We start from the raw sequence: 16380 nt of genomic DNA on the forward strand, positions 1-16380 counted from the left end.
ATGGGCATGACTCGTTTATATGATCCACAGACAATGGAGTTTACACCATTTTTATTTTTTACTGGAAAAGGTGGTGTGGGGAAAACATCAACTGCATGTGCAACGGCAGTCACATTAGCTGATAAAGGAAAACGTGTGTTACTTGTAAGTACAGACCCAGCTTCAAACTTACAAGATGTGTTTAATATGGAACTAACGAATCATCCAGTAGAAATTCCTAGTGTAAATAATTTATTCGTAGCAAATTTAGACCCTGAAACAGCGGCAAATGAGTATAAAGAGCGTGTTGTAGGTCCGTATCGCGGAAAACTTCCAGAAGCGGTTATTAATCAAATGGAAGAACAACTATCAGGAGCATGTACGGTAGAAATTGCTGCATTTGACGAGTTTTCATCGTTATTAACAAATAAAGAACTCACAGAACAGTACGATCATATTATTTTTGATACAGCACCAACAGGTCATACATTACGTCTTCTTCAACTTCCAACGGCATGGAGTGGGTTTTTAGAAGAAAGTACACATGGTGCTTCTTGTCTTGGGCCACTTGCTGGATTAGGTGAGAAGAAAAAGCTTTATGAGGCAACAGTTAACGCTCTATCTAACGGGAAACAAACAACGTTGGTGTTAGTAACCCGTCCAGATATATCTCCATTACAAGAAGCGGCAAGGGCTTCAAAAGAACTTGGAGACATTGGTGTACAAAATCAAATGTTACTCATTAATGGTATGATGCAAAATCAAGTGAAAGAGGATGAAGTATCAAAAACCTTTTATGAGAGACAAACAAAAGCATTAGAACAAACACCAAATAAATTAAAACAAATTCCAACTTATGCTGTTCCTTTAGCGCCATTTAACATTACTGGTATTGAAAATCTTCGCAAGTTATTCATAGATAATGCTATACCTGATGTAGAGACGTTAGAAGTGGAAGATATAAAAACAAAGCCTTTAAAAGACTTGATTGAGAATATAAACCAAACAGGTCAACGTGTTATTTTCACGATGGGAAAAGGCGGTGTGGGAAAAACAACGGTTGCATCTACGATTGCGGTTGGTTTAGTAGAAAAGGGACACAAGGTTCATTTAACGACTACTGATCCAGCAGCTCACTTAGATCATGTTATGCACCACGAATCCCTACACGGAAACTTATCCGTAAGTCGTATTGATCCAAAAGTCGAAGTAGAAAATTACCGAGAAGAAATTCTAAATCAATCAAGCGAGTTGCTAGATGAAGAAGGATTAGCATATTTGGAAGAAGATTTACGTTCACCTTGTACGGAAGAAATTGCAATCTTCCGTGCGTTTGCCAATATCGTAGAAAAGGCAAATAACGAAATTGTTGTTATCGACACAGCACCAACAGGACATACGTTATTACTTTTAGATGCGGCACATTCTTATCATAAAGAAATTGAACGTTCTACTGGTGAAGTGCCCGTTTCAGTACAACAATTACTACCACGTCTTCGTAATCCGAAAGAAACAGGTGTTGTAATTGTTACGTCAGCAGAAGCTACACCTGTGTTCGAAGCAAGTCGTTTACAAGAAGATTTAAAACGTGCGAGTATTACACCAACTTGGTGGGTGATTAATCAAAGTTTATATGCAACAAACACAAAAGACCCTATTTTACATGGTAGAGCGATATCCGAAATAGAATGGATGCGTGAGGTTGAAGAAAGAGCAAATGGACAATATGTGGTGATTCCTTGGAAAGCACAAGATATTGTTGGCTATGAAAATTTGAAACACTTAACAGTGTAAAAATAAAAAAGAAGAGGAGAGAATACTATGATTATTACAGATGGAGCAAAGGCATATATTGAAGAGGTTATGAAAGAACACGGTGTATCCACATTACGTTTTTCATTTGAAGGTGCAGGATGTTGCGGGCCGAGCTGGGGAATGTCGTTAGCTACAGCACAAGAAGACGATATTGTACAAACAATTAATGGGGTAGAGATTGCAATAAATCAAAAGATTGTAGATACAGTAGATAAACTGACTGTTGATTTCGAAGGAAAAGGTGAAGAGTCAGGATTAGTCTTCCGCGGTGGAGAAAGCTGCTGTTAAATATTAAATAGTTCTTTTGTTATGAAGCAAAAGTAATCATATATAAATAAAGACCAAATCATTATGCGATTTGGTCTTTATTTTTTGCTGATAAATTAATAAAAGTAATTGTCTGTAATCCAGTTCGTATCTTTTTAATAAGGTAATGTTATTAAAACGTTATTTAAAACGGTTAAAGGGAAATGTAATTATATTTTAGAATTAAAACATTGAAGGATGCATGTTGGAATATATTATATCAAAAGGTTAAGGGGATGAATCTAAATAATCAGTTTGGAGGAGAAAATGAAAAAATTGTTCTTCGCTGTGATTCTATTTTTGATTGTTATTACTACCTTCGGTTGTTCAAATAATAAAGGCTATAGTTCCAAGGAAGCGATAAAAAGAGGTGACATTGTGTATCAACAAAGCAAAGTTGCCAATTTAGCAAAATTTGAACAGTTCTTAATGAATATCTCTAACAAAAAAGAAGATAAGATACGAGTGACAAGCTATACACATGAAGGAGACCCCATATTTCAAGATTTGAAATTTGATGGGAAAGTCTTGAAATATACTCACGACAATTCAAACGATGCGTATGCTGGAAACGATAAAGGTATAGAAAAAGATGTTTGCACAGAAATAATTAAGAAGGAAAATGAACAAGGTCAAGTGGATTTCTTTGTAAGTGGTTGTGCAAAACAGCAGGATTCCTTTCTTTTTCGTGTGGAAAAAAGTAAATTAAAACATGATTGAGTAATGATATAAGAAATGATATTACGCAATAGAAAAACATCTGACGCATAGGCAGATGTTTTTCTTACTATATATTTATTATTTTATTTACAGCACTCTGATTTATTATCAGTGTTGTTAGAAGTTGAATCATTCTTTTCTTTTTTTTCTTCCTCAATTTTAATACTGCAACAATCTTTTTCTTTGCTCTGAAATAGTTTTTTAAAGATACTCATGGTAATTCCTCCTCTGTTTTATATGAAATAAAATAAAAATCCTGAAAGTGTTGCCATACTCATTACTGAAAGAATAAATGCTACGACTAATTTCTTTTTGAAAATACTGTTTAGCAATGTTATCTCTGGTAAACTTGCACCCGCAGAACTAATCATTAATGCCATAACTGGGCCTAATGCCATTCCTTTTGCAATCATGATTTGCGAGATTGGAATCATCGTAGAAAGACGAATATATAATGGGATACCAATAATAGCAGCAATCGGAACAAGCCACCAATTATCACCTCCTAAATAGTTTGTAATCCATTCAGTAGGTACAGCTCCGTGAATAACAGCTCCAATTAGTGCACCAAAGATTAGGTAAGGATATACTGTCTTCATTAATTGAAACACTTCAACAAAAGCGTTTTTTAAGCTAAATGATTGTGTTTTTTCTTCATATCCACTCATAATTACCTGTTTGACTTCTTTTTCGAATCCTAATTTTTCAAGTGTGTAGCCAATGATAATGGATAATAGGGATGTAATGACCGTATATGTAAGCGTCACTTTTACACCTAGCGTTGCAGTCATAAGTGTTAATATCGTTGGATCAAGGACTGGTGAAGAAAACAGAAATACCATAACTGTTCCAAATCGAATTTTTTTGTTTAATAAGTTCACAACAATTGGAATCGTTGAACAAGAACAAAATGGTGTAATAAAAGCAAATACGATAGCAATGAAAGAACTGTATAGAAAGTTTGATTTAGAGAGCAATACGTCTAGCTTGTCGTATGGCAAAAAGCTTTGAATGACTTGAATAAAGAATGAAATACCAACAAATAAGAGCGTTAGTTCAAGTGCGATAGAAAAGAAATCGCGAAGAATGGTTTCCCACATGTTAATTTCCCCTTTTAAAATAGTTGCATTTTGCAAGTATTAGTTTAAAATAAAGAGCAAAATACTTTGCTCAAGCAAGTGGCTTACAGCAAACATCAGTATCTTGCATTGCGTTGTTTAACAACTGAATAGAATTTAATATCATATCTTTTTCAAATGGACTCATTTTTGAGAACACTTCATTTAAATATTGATTCATTTGTTCATTGATTGTAGCAACAGCAAATGTTCCTTCTGTGGTTAGGGATAAAGTATGAATTCTTCGGTCTTGTGGAGAAGGCGTTTTTGTAACAAATTTCTCTTTCACAAGTGTTTGGATTTGTCTGCTAAATGTTGTAATATCCATGCCTAGAGTTTCTGATACGGTTTGCATAGAGGGTTGATCACGTTTGCTAATTTCATATAAGATGTGGCTTTGAACAAGTGAAATCTCTACCCCGCCAATACTACAACAGTTTTTATTTAAAAAACCAAAACGTCTTGCGAATACTTGAAATAGTTCTCTTGCATCGTTCATTACGAATTCCTCCTTTGCTATATTTATACTATACAATAATATTTGCAAAATGCAACTATTTTCCTTTATAATTTTCTTATAAATTTGAAAAAGGGGTATGAACATGGAGATAAGAAAGTGTCAAAGTGCTGATATTAAAGCAATCACACGCATTTATAATCAAGGAATAAAAGATCGAATTGCTACATTAGAAGAAAATGAAAAGACCATTCATGATATGGAAGAGTGGTTTGTAAATCGTGGAGAACGATATGCGGTATTAGTGGCGGAAATGGAAGGACAAATCGTAGGGTGGGTGTCTTTAAATCCCTATTCTCATCGTTGTGCGTATAACGGTGTTGCTGATTTATCTATTTATATTGACCGAGAGCAACGAGGAAAAGGGATAGGGAAACGGCTATTACAAAAGATTGAAGAAGTTGCTATACAAAATGATTTTTATAAGATTGTATTGTTTACGTTTCCTTTTAATGTATTAGGGCAAGGTTTATATCGTTCTATGGGGTATCGTGAAGTAGGTGTTTTTGAAAAACAAGGAAAATTAGACGGTGTATTTGTAGATGTTATGGCAATGGAGAAAAACATTGGCTTATAGAATATGGTTATATTAGAACAAAGGGTAAAGTTAACTTTATCCTTTGTTTTTTGTTTCATAGGACGTTTTAAGAATAGGAATAAAACACTACATACAGTTTTGTATTTGTTGTTTTATTTCTATATACAGTTTACAATATTTTTAGGTATTTAATGGAAAGATTATAAGTTTAATAGAGAGAATTTATCGTAAAGGGGAAAACGGTTTGGAGAACATTGAATGGTTAATAAAGTATGAACGTGAAAGCACAAGACTAGATTTTAAAAGAGAACAATATAAAAAAGAAAAAAACAAAGATTTAATTAAGGATATTATGTCGATGGCTAATGCACCGATTGATGGTAAAAAATACATTGTTGTTGGTGTTAAAGATAAAACAGATGGAGAGAAAGAATATCATGCAATTCAGAAAGAGGAATTTATAGACCAAGCAACTTATGAACAGGTTATTCGAGAAAACATCGAACCTTCTATTGAATTTTCATATTCTCCACTTGAAGTAGGGGGAGCTTATTAGGTATATTTGAAATTGGTCCTTGTAATAATCCTCCTTATATGATGAAAAAAGATTTCCAAAGTTTAAAAAAAGGAGATTGTTACATCAGAAGAGGTAGCCAACAAGATCGATTAACAAGAAGAGATTTAGATGAATTATTAACGCTTCGATCAAATCAGTATTTTAATGGAAAAATTTCAGTTGGTTTCAATGAAGCATTTGAGGATAAAATAATAATAGAAGGAACAAAAGAAGTTAAATTTCCGTCTGAATTAGCTAAACAAAGAATTGAGGGTGAATTAAATCGGAGAGAAAAAGAAGCTGAAATGGGAATACAACATTTTGATAGTATGATATTTTCGCCTTTTCAACCAACACCTTATGAGGAAAGAAGTACGGAAAAGTTAAGAGAAAATTTAAAAGAGGTAAAACAAGATTATTATCAGCACGACTGTTATTATGTAGGTGAAGAAATTTCAAAAAAGATAAATATTATTCTTAGGAATAATGGTGAGCGATATTTAGAAGACGTATCTATTCGAGTGACAATTCCAAGAGAAGAGGGAATAATTGTAATGGACGAGATTCCTTCCGAACCGCCTAAGGGTAGGGATATATTTCATGCGGCTATTAATAATGTAGCAATTAATACTGTTTTGCATTATCCGAATGTGCAAAAGGAAGAAAAGTATTTTGTTGTTGAAGCAGATGTTGGAGCTCTTAAACATCAACAGAATACAGAAGTTTTTGCAGAAGAATTAAGAGTTGCTTTTGGGCCAAGAGCCTGCGGGAAAAATTTAAATTGGGAGTATACAATATATGCTAAAAATCTTCCTAAGCCAATTACTGGTGAACTGAGAATAGAAGTTGTATAAAGGTTTTGTGTAGAATATGTTAAAACCGTTAAGAAGCGTAATTTAGAATAGTTGAATTAATAATAATATTGAGAGGGATTTAATATTATTGACCGATTTTTACTGGGAAATCGGTCATCTTTTTTGTATGGATTTTAATATTATTTAGAACTTATTCGTGTTTAATGAAAAATGAGAGAGTGTAAATAGAGGTGTGAATGCTAAATGAGAAATGCGAGCTTCAAGGATATTAGTACTAAAGGTCTTAAAGTAATAAAAAGTTTTGGTATAGAAACAATTATATTAAGCATTTTAGTTACCATATCATTAATAACTTTGCACTATTTTGCAAAAATTCAAAGTCCATCTGTATTAGTGTGGAATCGAGTAACTGATTTTGATTGGAGTGGAATTTGGGCGTTTATTTTGTATTTATCAGGAGTGCTTATTATATTATTGGGAATAAAATATAAAGGTTTTTTCTATGGGATAAAAGATAAAATTCATTATTTTACATATGTAACCATTATTGATAAAGCTTTAGCTAGCTTGTTCATAGGATTAATAATTTATAAAGCTATTACAGTTTTTGGAGTGGAGAAATTAAGCTTTATAGTCGAATATTATGTGTTATTAGTTCTTATATTTGTTTTTATAGTTAGTAGAATTAATAAAATAATAAGTAATGTTGCTAGAGAGAAGATTCCTCAACACTTTGCGGTAGACAACCCAGCTACAGAAGATTTACTGAATAGAAAAAACACTGTTACTAGTTTATCTAATGCGATAAAGGGTGTTAATGTTAAAGGATCATTTGTTATTGGGATGTATGGTGAATGGGGAGAGGGGAAAACTACTATACTAGATATGATCGAAAAGGATTTAGGTGACGGGAAAGACTACATTCATGTAATCCGCTTCGAACCTTGGTATTTTAAATCTATAGATTCGATTATAAAAAATTATTTTGATTTAATCTGTGAAAGTTTAGGGAAAAAGATGATGACATTGGATTTGATGATGTTAATTTCTGATTATCGAGATTTGCTGCTTGATTCAATGGAAGGATTTAAAATTAAGAAAGTTATTTCAATGGTTATTCCTGACTTCACTTCTAGACAAAATGTAAATACGGTGAAAAATAAAATTGAAGATAAACTAAAAAAACTAGATCAAAAAGTTGTTATTTTTATAGATGATTTGGACAGAATGGAAAGAGAAGAGATATTATTGATTTTCAAAATGGTTAAACTGTTTTCAGATTTTGATAACTTTATTTACATTTTATCCTTTGACAAAAAACGAATAGAGAGAATACTTTGGCGTGAAATGAAATCGGATAAAGATTATTTAGATAAAATTATACAAGTAGGTTTTACATTACCTAAAGTTCCTCATGGAACGTATGAAACCATTTTGATAGACCATCTTAATAATTTCATAAAAGAAAGAGAATTGACTATAGATAGAGAATCGAAAGAGAAAATTCAAAGCAGTCTCCAAAGTATCTCTGCTCTATTCGATGATGTAAGGAAAATTAAACGTTTTTATAATTTACTGAATATAAAATCTGCCATGGTGGGGAAAAATATTAGTTTTTATGACTTTTTAATCATTACTTTAATTGAATTTTCATTTCCAGTTCAGCATAGAGAGATTGTAAGGAATAAAAATAAATTTGTTTATTATTTCTCGAATTTAGCTTCTCAGATTTCAAATACAGATATCAATGAAAGTAGAAAAGAATATTATAATGGGTTCTTTTCTAAAGTGGCAAATGAAGACAAACGGGAAATATTGAAAATAATTATGAGTTCTATATTTACCTCAGTGAGAAATTACAAAAATGGTTACTATAATTTAGTGAGTACTGGTGCAAATTATGATTCTATTCCTAGAAAATCAATTGAAGATGATCAGTTCTTCGATTTTTATTTTACCTTTGAGAAAACTGAATACATGATTTTAAATGATAAAATTGAAGAGTTGTTATTGGGTTTAAGCAATGAGAGTGATAAAACTAATTTAAAATTCGTTGATTTATTCAATGGAATGAAGTTAGCGGAACAAGTTCTATTCTTCAAAAATATTAATGGGTATTTAAAAGATATGGATTCATATTCCCATTCGAGGTTGGCACAAATACTTTACAGTAACTCAACAATGTATAATGATACTGATTCTAATTTTATGGATTTAACTGCATACAGCCATGCTACAGCAACAATAGCAGAAATAATTAAGCAGGCTAAGACCAATGAATTAAAAAAGGCTTTATTAGAAGATATTATTATAAAATGTGTTGATTTGGAATTTGTAAGAGGAATCCTGTATTTTGCTGAGAGACAAGCAGAAAATATGGGATACGAGAATATTGTGAAGGATTGCAAAAATCTATTCAAAACAAAGTTGCAAAAGAAATATATTGATTTTGGAGCTAACATTTTTGTAGATAATCAAAAGAAACATGGAATGTGGGTTTTAATGGAGTATATAGATAATACAGAAGATGTTGTGAAATACTACTATAAATTACTGAAAATGGACGAAAGAAATGTCATAAAGTTTCTTAGTATTTTCCAAGTAGGAGTTAATTTATATCAAGGGGGCAAGGGGTGGAAAGAAATACGATTCAATGATAAAGAATTTAATAAGCATTTTGATAAAGAAAAAATTAAAAAATATGTTGAGGTATATGAAGCGAGCAATAATACAATGACAGAAGAAGAAATCCAAATATTGAATTTGTTTAATGAATTTTATAATAACAATCGAGAAGTATATGTAACTAGTTAAATGGACGGTACAGCAATCGTAAGGAAGGTATCAGAATATGATACCTTTTTTATAATGTGTCAGTAAATATTTATGTTTGAATAAAAGCTCTAAAAAACAGAAATATAAGAGTTCCTAACTGACGTTAGAGGGAGTAATAAAAAATGCCTTCGAATATTGTGATTCGGAGGCATTTTTTATTACTCTTTGTAACCTAGTTCTCTTTTTAATCTAGCTGTTTTTTCTTTGAGGACTTTTAGTTTGTCTTCAAATGCTTGTTGTTCTTGTTTTCGTTGTTCGCGTCTCAATTTTACATACTCTGAAATGGGGATTGTTTTTAATTCAATTCCTTCATCGTCGTCTTCGTCTTCTTCTAGAAAATTGTCCTCTTCATTAAGAGACATAAAAAGTCCCTCCTAGTTATACAGGACGACCAACCCAGTAACAGTATATGCGTTACCAGTAAAGAGTTTCCTAACAAAATGCAGGATGCACCCATAATAGTATATGCGGAGCATCTCAACGAAATGCAGGATGCCGAGTCCAATATATGATATGTGTATTTGTATTTAAAAGTGAGTTGAAAATAAGTGTTTTAAGAGGGGGTAACCAAGAGGGTTTGCTTAGTAGTCTACAAGTGTAAATATAAATATTTCAGAGGTGTTTGTATGAAGAAACATCTTTATTAATTGTGAACAATTGTTAGAATTTAATACAGGTTAAATTTAAAATTCAAGAATAGACAAATTAGGGTGACCATTGAAAGATGTTTGCCGAGAATTTGATGTTATATTTCCCTAATAATGTTAGGGAAATATAACATCATTGTTGATATAACAATATTTATATCATTTCACTAACTATTTACGTTCGCATAAAATCGAAAAACAAATGAAGGCTGAGCGTAATAAACGTGCGATTATTTTAGAAGCTGAAGCAGCAAAACAAGATAAAGTCCTTCGCGCTGAAGGAGAAAAGCAAAGTAAAATCTTGATGGCTGAAGGGGATAAAGAAGCACGTATTCGCGAAGCTGAAGGTATAAAAGAAGCAAAAGAATTAGAAGCACAAGGGGAAGCACGAGCAATTGAAGAAATTGCAAAAGCAGAACAAAATCGTATTGAATTGCTTCGTGAAGCGAATTTGGATGAGCGTATACTTGCTTACAAATCATTTGAATCATTAGCTGAAGTTGCAAAAGGACCAGCAAATAAAGTCTTTATTCCGTCTAATGCAATTGAAACACTTGGTACTCTTGGGGCAATTGGAGAAATATTTAAAGAAAAACAAGCGAAGAAACTACTTTCAAATGATACAGGAAAAGAACAATAAAAGTGAGGAAGAGAAATGGTATACCATTTCTCTTTTTTTGTGTGTATATTCTGAAAAGCTTGTACATATCCATGTATAAAGAAGGTGATGCAGTGAAAAAGTATGCAATTCGAATACATGGGAAGAAGCTGATTTCGTTACTCCTTTTATATGCGCTAATAGTAATTATAATAGCGTCGATTTTGACGTCATTTTTACATACAATGAAATCGAATTATGCAAATCAATGGTTTGGAAAAGTATCGATGCAAGGTTTTGTTCAAATGATAGAAAGTGAGAATCGCTATTACGGATTTGATTATTTTAAGAAGAATAAAAGAGAGTCAGTTGGGAATTTAATGTTCTCTATCGCGACAGATTTGAAAATTAAAGATTTAAGAACATTCGTCGGTAAAGAAGTACCTGGTATGTCAAAGTATTATTCTAATATTATCGTAGCTGGGGAAGGGACAAACTTGACGAATATCCCAAATGAATCTAGTGTACCGATTGAAGAAGTAACGAAAGAACGGGAAATAGCAAAAGATAAAGTTACAGAAGCGGAAAAGAATAATCCGGTTCAGAAAAAGAACGGAGCGAAAAAAGGTGAAAGTGCAGTATATATTTATCATACACATAGCTGGGAATCCTTCTTTCCATTATTACCAGGGGCAACTGATCCATCTAGCCCAGATGTAAATGTGTCTTTACTAGGGAAACGTATGAAAGAGCAACTTGAAGGACAAGGAATTCCGGTAGTTCATAATAAAACGAATATGGGTGATTTATTAGCGAGTAAAAAGTGGGTATGGTATCAGTCATATAAAGCGTCTCATGAATATGTAAAAGAAGCATTAGCACAAAATAATAAAATTGCGTTTCCGATTGATATACACCGTGACGATCAGCGTAAGAAAGTAACAACAAAAGTAATTAACGGAAAATCGTATGCAAGATTATATTTTATAATTGGGATGGAAAATGAAGGCCGTGCTGAAAATGAAAAAATTGCAAGAGCGATCAATAGTTATTTAGATGAAAACTATTACGGATTAAGTAGAGGGATTTTTCCAAAGTATAAAAAAGATGGAAATGGCGTTTATAACCAAGATTTATCGAAAAATGCGATGTTAATTGAAGTTGGTGGTGTTGATAATACGTTAGATGAATTATATAACACAATTGATGTGTTAACAGAAGCGTTTAGTAAATATTATTGGAATGATGCGGAAAAAGTGAATGGATGAGGGACGGGAGACCGTTCCTTTTTTATTTTGGAATCTTAAAATGTGATATAATGGAATTTTATGAATATTAAATAAAGGGAGAGAGAAACATGCAAATACTACTAATACGCCACGGAGAATCAGAAGCTGATATTTTACATGTGCATGAAGGTCGAGCTGATTTTGAGTTAACTGACAAAGGGAGACAACAAGTACAAAGACTTGTACAGAAAGTGAAAAAAGATTTTTCACCAGATTTCATTTGGGCAAGCACATTAAAACGCGCTCGTGAAACGGGTGAAACATTAGCAGAAGCAATTGGTTGTCCAATTCAATTAGAAGAGGAATTAATGGAGTTTAATAATGGAGTGCAAGCAGGCTTATCATTTGAAGAAGCAAAGAAATATCCAGAGCCAAAGTTTCTTCATGATCGTTTTGAAAACGGGGAATCGTTTATTGAGTTTCGAATGAGAATAGAAGGAATCTTTTCTAAAATCTTGACAGAGAATACATATGACCGAATTGCAATTGTTGCCCATGGAGGCGTAATTAATAGTCTATTACGTGCATTTTTCAAAATGCCAATTTCAATGGACTACTATTTCAAAATGGGAGATACGGGAATAAGTTTAATTGAAATTGAGGGTGAACAAAAAACGGTGCATTTCATTAATGATACGAATCATTTGGACGGGATGTAAAGACTTATGTACAAAGTTGTATTTTTCGATGTTGACGGTACGTTATTAAGTGAGATTGATAGAAGCATGCACGAAAGTACAAAAGAAGCGGTACAAAGATTAATAGATAAAGGAATTCACGTAGTTGTTACAACTGGAAGACCATATAGTTTATGCTCACAATTTAAGGAACTAGGTATAAATACGTTTATTTCAGCAAATGGTGCACATATAAAATGTGGGAAAGAAGTTATACATAAATCAGTACTTTCAAGCGAAATCGTTCATGATATTTCAAATTTTGCTGAATTACATGGTCACAGTGTTTCTTACTTTACAGAAGAATTTGCAATGAATAATATTGCTTCCAAAGATGAACGTGTCATGCGAGCGTTAAATGAAACTTTAAATTTAGAGCAGTATCCTGACAAAGTTAGAAACTTATCAGATGAAATGTATTGCATATGTCTGTATGCTGATGACACAGAAGCTCAAAAATTCATTGAAAGATATCCAGCACTTACGTTTGAGCGTTTTCATGGTTACGTTATAAATGTATTGGAAGATAGTAAAGTATCGAAGCTAACTGCAATTCAAAAAGTATTGGAACATTTAAATATTAGTAAATCAGAAGCCATTGCCTTTGGCGATGGTGGAAATGATATTGAAATGTTGCAGTATGTAGGATTAGGAGTTGCGATGGGAAATGGTGGAGAGAAGTTGAAGAGAAGGGCTGATTTCCTTACAACGAAGGCGAGTGAAGGCGGAATTTCTTATGCGTTAAAGAAGTTGCGCATTATTTAAAACTAATAGTTAGTCAGTGTGAAAAATCCTGTTTTAATAATGGCTTTTGTTAATATGTATACTGTTTTAGGGAATTATTTGAGCTCTCCTACTTACAATTTAACTGCAGAACAAATCCTTTATTTTCGCTTAGCAGGGCTGTTTGGTATGTTGCTGTCACCACTTGCAAGTCGTTTAACAAAGAGGTTTGAAGTAAGGAAAGTTCTTCAAGGAGGATTGTTGATTGCTATTTTTAGTCTAAGAACCTGTCTAGAATCTTTTCAATAAAATTGCCACACCTGCCAATAAGCAACTTTGTCTACTGTTTTCAAGTGTTCGTTCACAGTTTTTCCACAGTCTGCGGTAATTTTCCAACCAAGCAAAAGTTCGCTCTACGATCCAGCGTTTGGGTAACACAACAAACTTGTGAAGTTCCGAGCGTTTGATAATTTCAACTGAACAATGAATCGTTTCTTTTATCGATTGTGCAAATGATGGGCCCGTATATCCACCATCACAAAGTATATTTGTCACTTTGTCCAATGATTTTTTATGCTTTTCACACATTTGGATAGCACCTTCTCGATCTGTTATATTCGCAGTTGTTACTTCAATCGCATGAATGAGACCATTGGTGTCTACAGCGATATGTCGTTTGATTCCTGATACTTTCTTTCCCGCATCGTAGCCTTTTTCACTCGCTATCCATGTGTTTTTTACACTTTGTGCATCTACGATGCAGAAGCTTGTCTGTTTTTTTCGCCCCTCTTGTTCACGATAGGTTTCGATCAATTTTTTTATGCACTTTTTCAAGAAGACTTATGCCATTCTCGTCTACTTTCCGCCAAATCTGGTAGTAGGAATAGACGGTTTTCCAGTTTGGAAAGTCCCTTGGCAGATTACGCCATTGACAACCTGTCGTAAGCAAATATAGTACACCGCAGAATACCTCGTACAAATCAACTGTGCGTGGGCGCGTCGTTTTCCGTGCATTTTCTAAATCTTCACGAATCAGTTCAAACTGTTTACGAGTAATATTACTGGTATAATCATGTATCATTAGGAAACATCCTTTTTTGTATAGATTATATCATAGATTTCAGACAGGTTCTAAGTTCAATGGGCTTTGTTTCGTATCTATCTCTACTTGTAATGATGAGTGTCTGTTTTGTAATAGGTATTGCTATATCCGTTCCGTCTTTAGTTTCTCTTGTAGGTCAATTAGGAGGGAAAGCAAGGGGAATAGCAATATCTATTTATACTTTTATTTTATTTTTAGGTACTAGTATAGGACCTATCATTTCTATTTATCTTATGAAAATAGGCGGTTATGCTCAAACATTTATTTTATTAGGAATGATACTTTTTATTGGTTTTGTAGCTTCTCTATTTATAATTAATGAATGAGTGGAAAATCACTCAAATAAAGGAATGCGAGGATCTTTCATATGCTCGCATAATAAAATATGAATTTGTCCACGATGATGATAAAAGTGTGCAACGATTTCAAGTAACCATTCAAAGCGCGAATAAGAAATACCCCAATAGGCAGTCATAACTTCTGCTAATTCTATTTGGGAGTAGGAAAGAAATGTTTTAGAGAGAAGGTTGTATCCTTCAATCATCGTTTGTTGCATGTGAGCAACTGTTACGGGCGTATGTTCTATATAAAAGGTATGTAATTCTTTTTCTGAAATACCATTTAAAATGAGTAAATCAGCATGACAAATAAGAGAAAGATGTGCACACATTTCAAATAATGATCGTTTTGAGTGAATCGGTTGTATTTTTAAATCGTTTTCACTATATTGGTTAAGCATATAAATAGAAGTATCAATAGCAACTTTTAGTTGATGCAATGCAGATTGAACAAACATTGTAATTCTCCTCGTCTCCGTATATAATAGTTTCTTGAGGATATTATATCATACTCAAAATTCCGAAAATTCTAGTAGTTTGACTAGCATAATGAAAAGTATTATATTGTAAAAGGTCATATGAAACGTGAAATAGAATGGAATGCAATTATTGAGTTAGGAGTTAGACCAATGAGTTTGAAATATGGAAGAGATACAATTGTAGAAATTGACTTAAATGCTGTAAAACATAATGTAAAAGAATTTAAAAAACATGTAAATGATGAAGAAATTAAGATGATGGCTGCTGTAAAAGCGAATGGGTATGGCCATGGGGCAGTTGAAGTTGCCAAAGCTGCAATTGAAGCTGGGATACATCAACTTGCAGTTGCATTTGTAGATGAAGCAATAGAATTAAGAGAAGCAGGAATTACTGTGCCGATTTTAATTTTAGGATACACACCAGTAGCGGCTGTAGAAGATGTAATTCAATATGACGTTATGATGACTGTTTATAGAGTAGAAGATTTACATGGTATAAATGAAATTGCAAACTGTCTTCAAAAGAAAGTACAAATTCAAGTGAAAATTGATACAGGAATGAGTCGTATCGGTTTACAAGAAGAAGAAGTTAAACCATTTTTAGAAGAATTAAACCGTATGGAGTATGTAGAGGTAGTAGGGATATTTACGCATTACTCTACGGCAGATGAAATCGATAAATCATATACGAATATGCAAACAAGTTTATTTGAAAAGGCTGTTAATACAGCGAAAGAATTAGGAATTCAAATACCATATATTCATAGTTCAAATAGTGCGGGATCAATGGAATTAAGTAACACATTTCAAAATATGGTACGCGTTGGAATAGGCGTGTACGGTATGTATCCGTCAAAAGAAGTGGATCATTCAGTCGTTTCTTTACAGCCTGCGTTGTCTTTAAAATCAAAAGTAGCTCATATTAAACATGCGAAGAAGAATCGTGGTGTAAGTTATGGGAATACGTATGTAACAACTGGTGAAGAATGGATTGCGACTGTACCAATTGGTTATGCTGATGGTTATAATCGTCAATTATCTAATAAAGGCTATGCGTTAATTAACGGGGTTCGAGTACCTGTTATTGGCCGTGTTTGTATGGATCAGTTAATGTTGGATGTTTCAAAAGCGATGCCAGTACAAGTAGGAGACGAAGTAGTATTCTACGGTAAACAAGGTGAAGAAAATATCGCAGTAGAAGAAATAGCGGATATGTTAGGTACAATAAACTATGAAGTTACATGTATGCTAGATAGAAGAATTCCGCGTGTCTATAAAGAAAATGACGAAACAACTGCAGTTGTAAATATATTAAGAAAAAACTGAAT

General features: G+C 33.0%; 17 protein-coding genes and 3 pseudogenes. 14 read left to right on the plus strand and 6 right to left on the minus strand.

Translation table 11 applies throughout. The features are described from left to right. Positions 1–6 precede the first annotated feature (6 nt). The 3 genes from arsA (at position 7) to V6946_RS10530 (ending at position 2820) form a co-directional block, all read left to right on the plus strand. Positions 7–1773, plus strand: a complete 1767-nt coding sequence (arsA, locus tag V6946_RS10520) for an arsenical pump-driving ATPase (protein ID WP_366981877.1) — start codon at positions 7–9, stop codon at positions 1771–1773. Between the two features lie 27 nt (positions 1774–1800). Then, positions 1801–2082, plus strand: coding sequence for an iron-sulfur cluster biosynthesis family protein (locus V6946_RS10525; protein ID WP_366981878.1), 282 nt, complete (start codon positions 1801–1803; stop codon positions 2080–2082). Between the two features lie 285 nt (positions 2083–2367). Beyond that, positions 2368–2820 carry a DUF4362 domain-containing protein gene (locus V6946_RS10530; protein WP_061157601.1) on the plus strand — a complete coding sequence of 151 codons (453 nt, stop codon included), beginning with the start codon at positions 2368–2370 and terminating at the stop codon, positions 2818–2820. 83 nt (positions 2821–2903) lie between these two features. On the opposite strand, the gene V6946_RS10535 is transcribed toward V6946_RS10530, so the two are convergent. The 3 genes from V6946_RS10535 to V6946_RS10545 all read right to left on the minus strand — a co-directional run bounded on the left by V6946_RS10535 (position 2904) and on the right by V6946_RS10545 (position 4437). Beyond that, positions 2904–3035 (minus strand): hypothetical protein, encoded by a 132-nt coding sequence (locus tag V6946_RS10535; protein ID WP_366981879.1) that lies wholly within the window; start codon positions 3033–3035, stop codon positions 2904–2906. An 18-nt stretch (positions 3036–3053) separates the two neighbouring features. After that, on the minus strand, positions 3054–3920 hold the full coding sequence (locus tag V6946_RS10540) for a permease (protein WP_086719991.1): 867 nt from the start codon (positions 3918–3920) through the stop codon (positions 3054–3056). 70 nt (positions 3921–3990) lie between these two features. Next, positions 3991–4437: a MarR family winged helix-turn-helix transcriptional regulator gene (locus V6946_RS10545; RefSeq protein WP_061157602.1), complete on the minus strand. Its 447-nt coding sequence runs from the start codon at positions 4435–4437 to the stop codon at positions 3991–3993. A gap of 103 nt (positions 4438–4540) precedes the next feature. Between V6946_RS10545 and V6946_RS10550 the strand changes: the two genes are divergently transcribed. The 4 genes from V6946_RS10550 to V6946_RS10565 all read left to right on the plus strand — a co-directional run bounded on the left by V6946_RS10550 (position 4541) and on the right by V6946_RS10565 (position 9178). Beyond that, positions 4541–5032 carry an arsinothricin resistance N-acetyltransferase ArsN1 family A gene (locus V6946_RS10550; protein ID WP_061157591.1) on the plus strand — a complete coding sequence of 164 codons (492 nt, stop codon included), beginning with the start codon at positions 4541–4543 and terminating at the stop codon, positions 5030–5032. 205 nt (positions 5033–5237) lie between these two features. Then, positions 5238–5549: an ATP-binding protein gene (locus V6946_RS10555; RefSeq protein WP_366981880.1), complete on the plus strand. Its 312-nt coding sequence runs from the start codon at positions 5238–5240 to the stop codon at positions 5547–5549. A 38-nt stretch (positions 5550–5587) separates the two neighbouring features. Further along, a complete protein-coding gene (locus tag V6946_RS10560) occupies positions 5588–6403 on the plus strand; it encodes a hypothetical protein (RefSeq protein WP_366981881.1) in 816 nt (271 codons plus the stop codon). Positions 6404–6607: 204 nt separating this feature from the next. Next, positions 6608–9178 (plus strand): P-loop NTPase fold protein, encoded by a 2571-nt coding sequence (locus V6946_RS10565; protein WP_366981882.1) that lies wholly within the window; start codon positions 6608–6610, stop codon positions 9176–9178. Between the two features lie 179 nt (positions 9179–9357). Here V6946_RS10565 and V6946_RS10570 read toward each other — a convergent pair whose 3' ends face one another. Then, positions 9358–9561: a hypothetical protein gene (locus V6946_RS10570; protein ID WP_073531170.1), complete on the minus strand. Its 204-nt coding sequence runs from the start codon at positions 9559–9561 to the stop codon at positions 9358–9360. 475 nt (positions 9562–10036) lie between these two features. Here V6946_RS10570 and V6946_RS10575 point away from each other — a divergent pair. From V6946_RS10575 to V6946_RS10595, 5 genes and pseudogenes are all read left to right on the plus strand, one after another. Then, a pseudogene (locus V6946_RS10575) lies at positions 10037–10486 on the plus strand (SPFH domain-containing protein); the annotation flags it as partial. A 20-nt stretch (positions 10487–10506) separates the two neighbouring features. Next, positions 10507–11712, plus strand: a complete 1206-nt coding sequence (gene spoIIP / locus V6946_RS10580; RefSeq protein ID WP_325826452.1) for a stage II sporulation protein P — start codon at positions 10507–10509, stop codon at positions 11710–11712. Between the two features lie 89 nt (positions 11713–11801). Next, the gene (locus tag V6946_RS10585; protein ID WP_001166439.1) at positions 11802–12392 is read left to right on the plus strand and encodes a histidine phosphatase family protein; all 591 of its coding nucleotides are present in this window, start codon (positions 11802–11804) and stop codon (positions 12390–12392) included. Between the two features lie 6 nt (positions 12393–12398). Continuing rightward, positions 12399–13175, plus strand: a complete 777-nt coding sequence (locus V6946_RS10590; protein ID WP_006923777.1) for a Cof-type HAD-IIB family hydrolase — start codon at positions 12399–12401, stop codon at positions 13173–13175. A 30-nt stretch (positions 13176–13205) separates the two neighbouring features. Then, positions 13206–13415: pseudogene (locus V6946_RS10595) on the plus strand (MFS transporter); the annotation flags it as partial. 9 nt (positions 13416–13424) lie between these two features. On the opposite strand, the gene V6946_RS10600 reads toward V6946_RS10595, so the two are convergent. Then, positions 13425–14214 (minus strand): IS5 family transposase gene (locus V6946_RS10600; RefSeq protein WP_372584424.1). Its coding sequence is split into 2 segments (ribosomal slippage): positions 13425–13955 and positions 13957–14214, totalling 789 coding nucleotides; the frame shifts between segments, so codons are not numbered across the junction. A 50-nt stretch (positions 14215–14264) separates the two neighbouring features. Here V6946_RS10600 and V6946_RS10605 point away from each other — a divergent pair. Further along, positions 14265–14561 (plus strand): annotated as a pseudogene (locus V6946_RS10605) (MFS transporter); the annotation flags it as partial. 8 nt (positions 14562–14569) lie between these two features. On the opposite strand, the gene V6946_RS10610 reads toward V6946_RS10605, so the two are convergent. Then, positions 14570–15031: a DinB family protein gene (locus tag V6946_RS10610; RefSeq protein WP_000498002.1), complete on the minus strand. Its 462-nt coding sequence runs from the start codon at positions 15029–15031 to the stop codon at positions 14570–14572. A 171-nt stretch (positions 15032–15202) separates the two neighbouring features. Between V6946_RS10610 and alr the strand changes: the two genes are divergently transcribed. Further along, positions 15203–16378, plus strand: a complete 1176-nt coding sequence (gene alr / locus V6946_RS10615; protein WP_016122364.1) for an alanine racemase — start codon at positions 15203–15205, stop codon at positions 16376–16378. Positions 16379–16380 lie beyond the last annotated feature (2 nt).

The organism is Bacillus sp. PPSBB_2 (assembly GCF_045291115.1).
GTDB lineage: Bacteria > Bacillota > Bacilli > Bacillales > Bacillaceae_G > Bacillus_A > Bacillus_A cereus.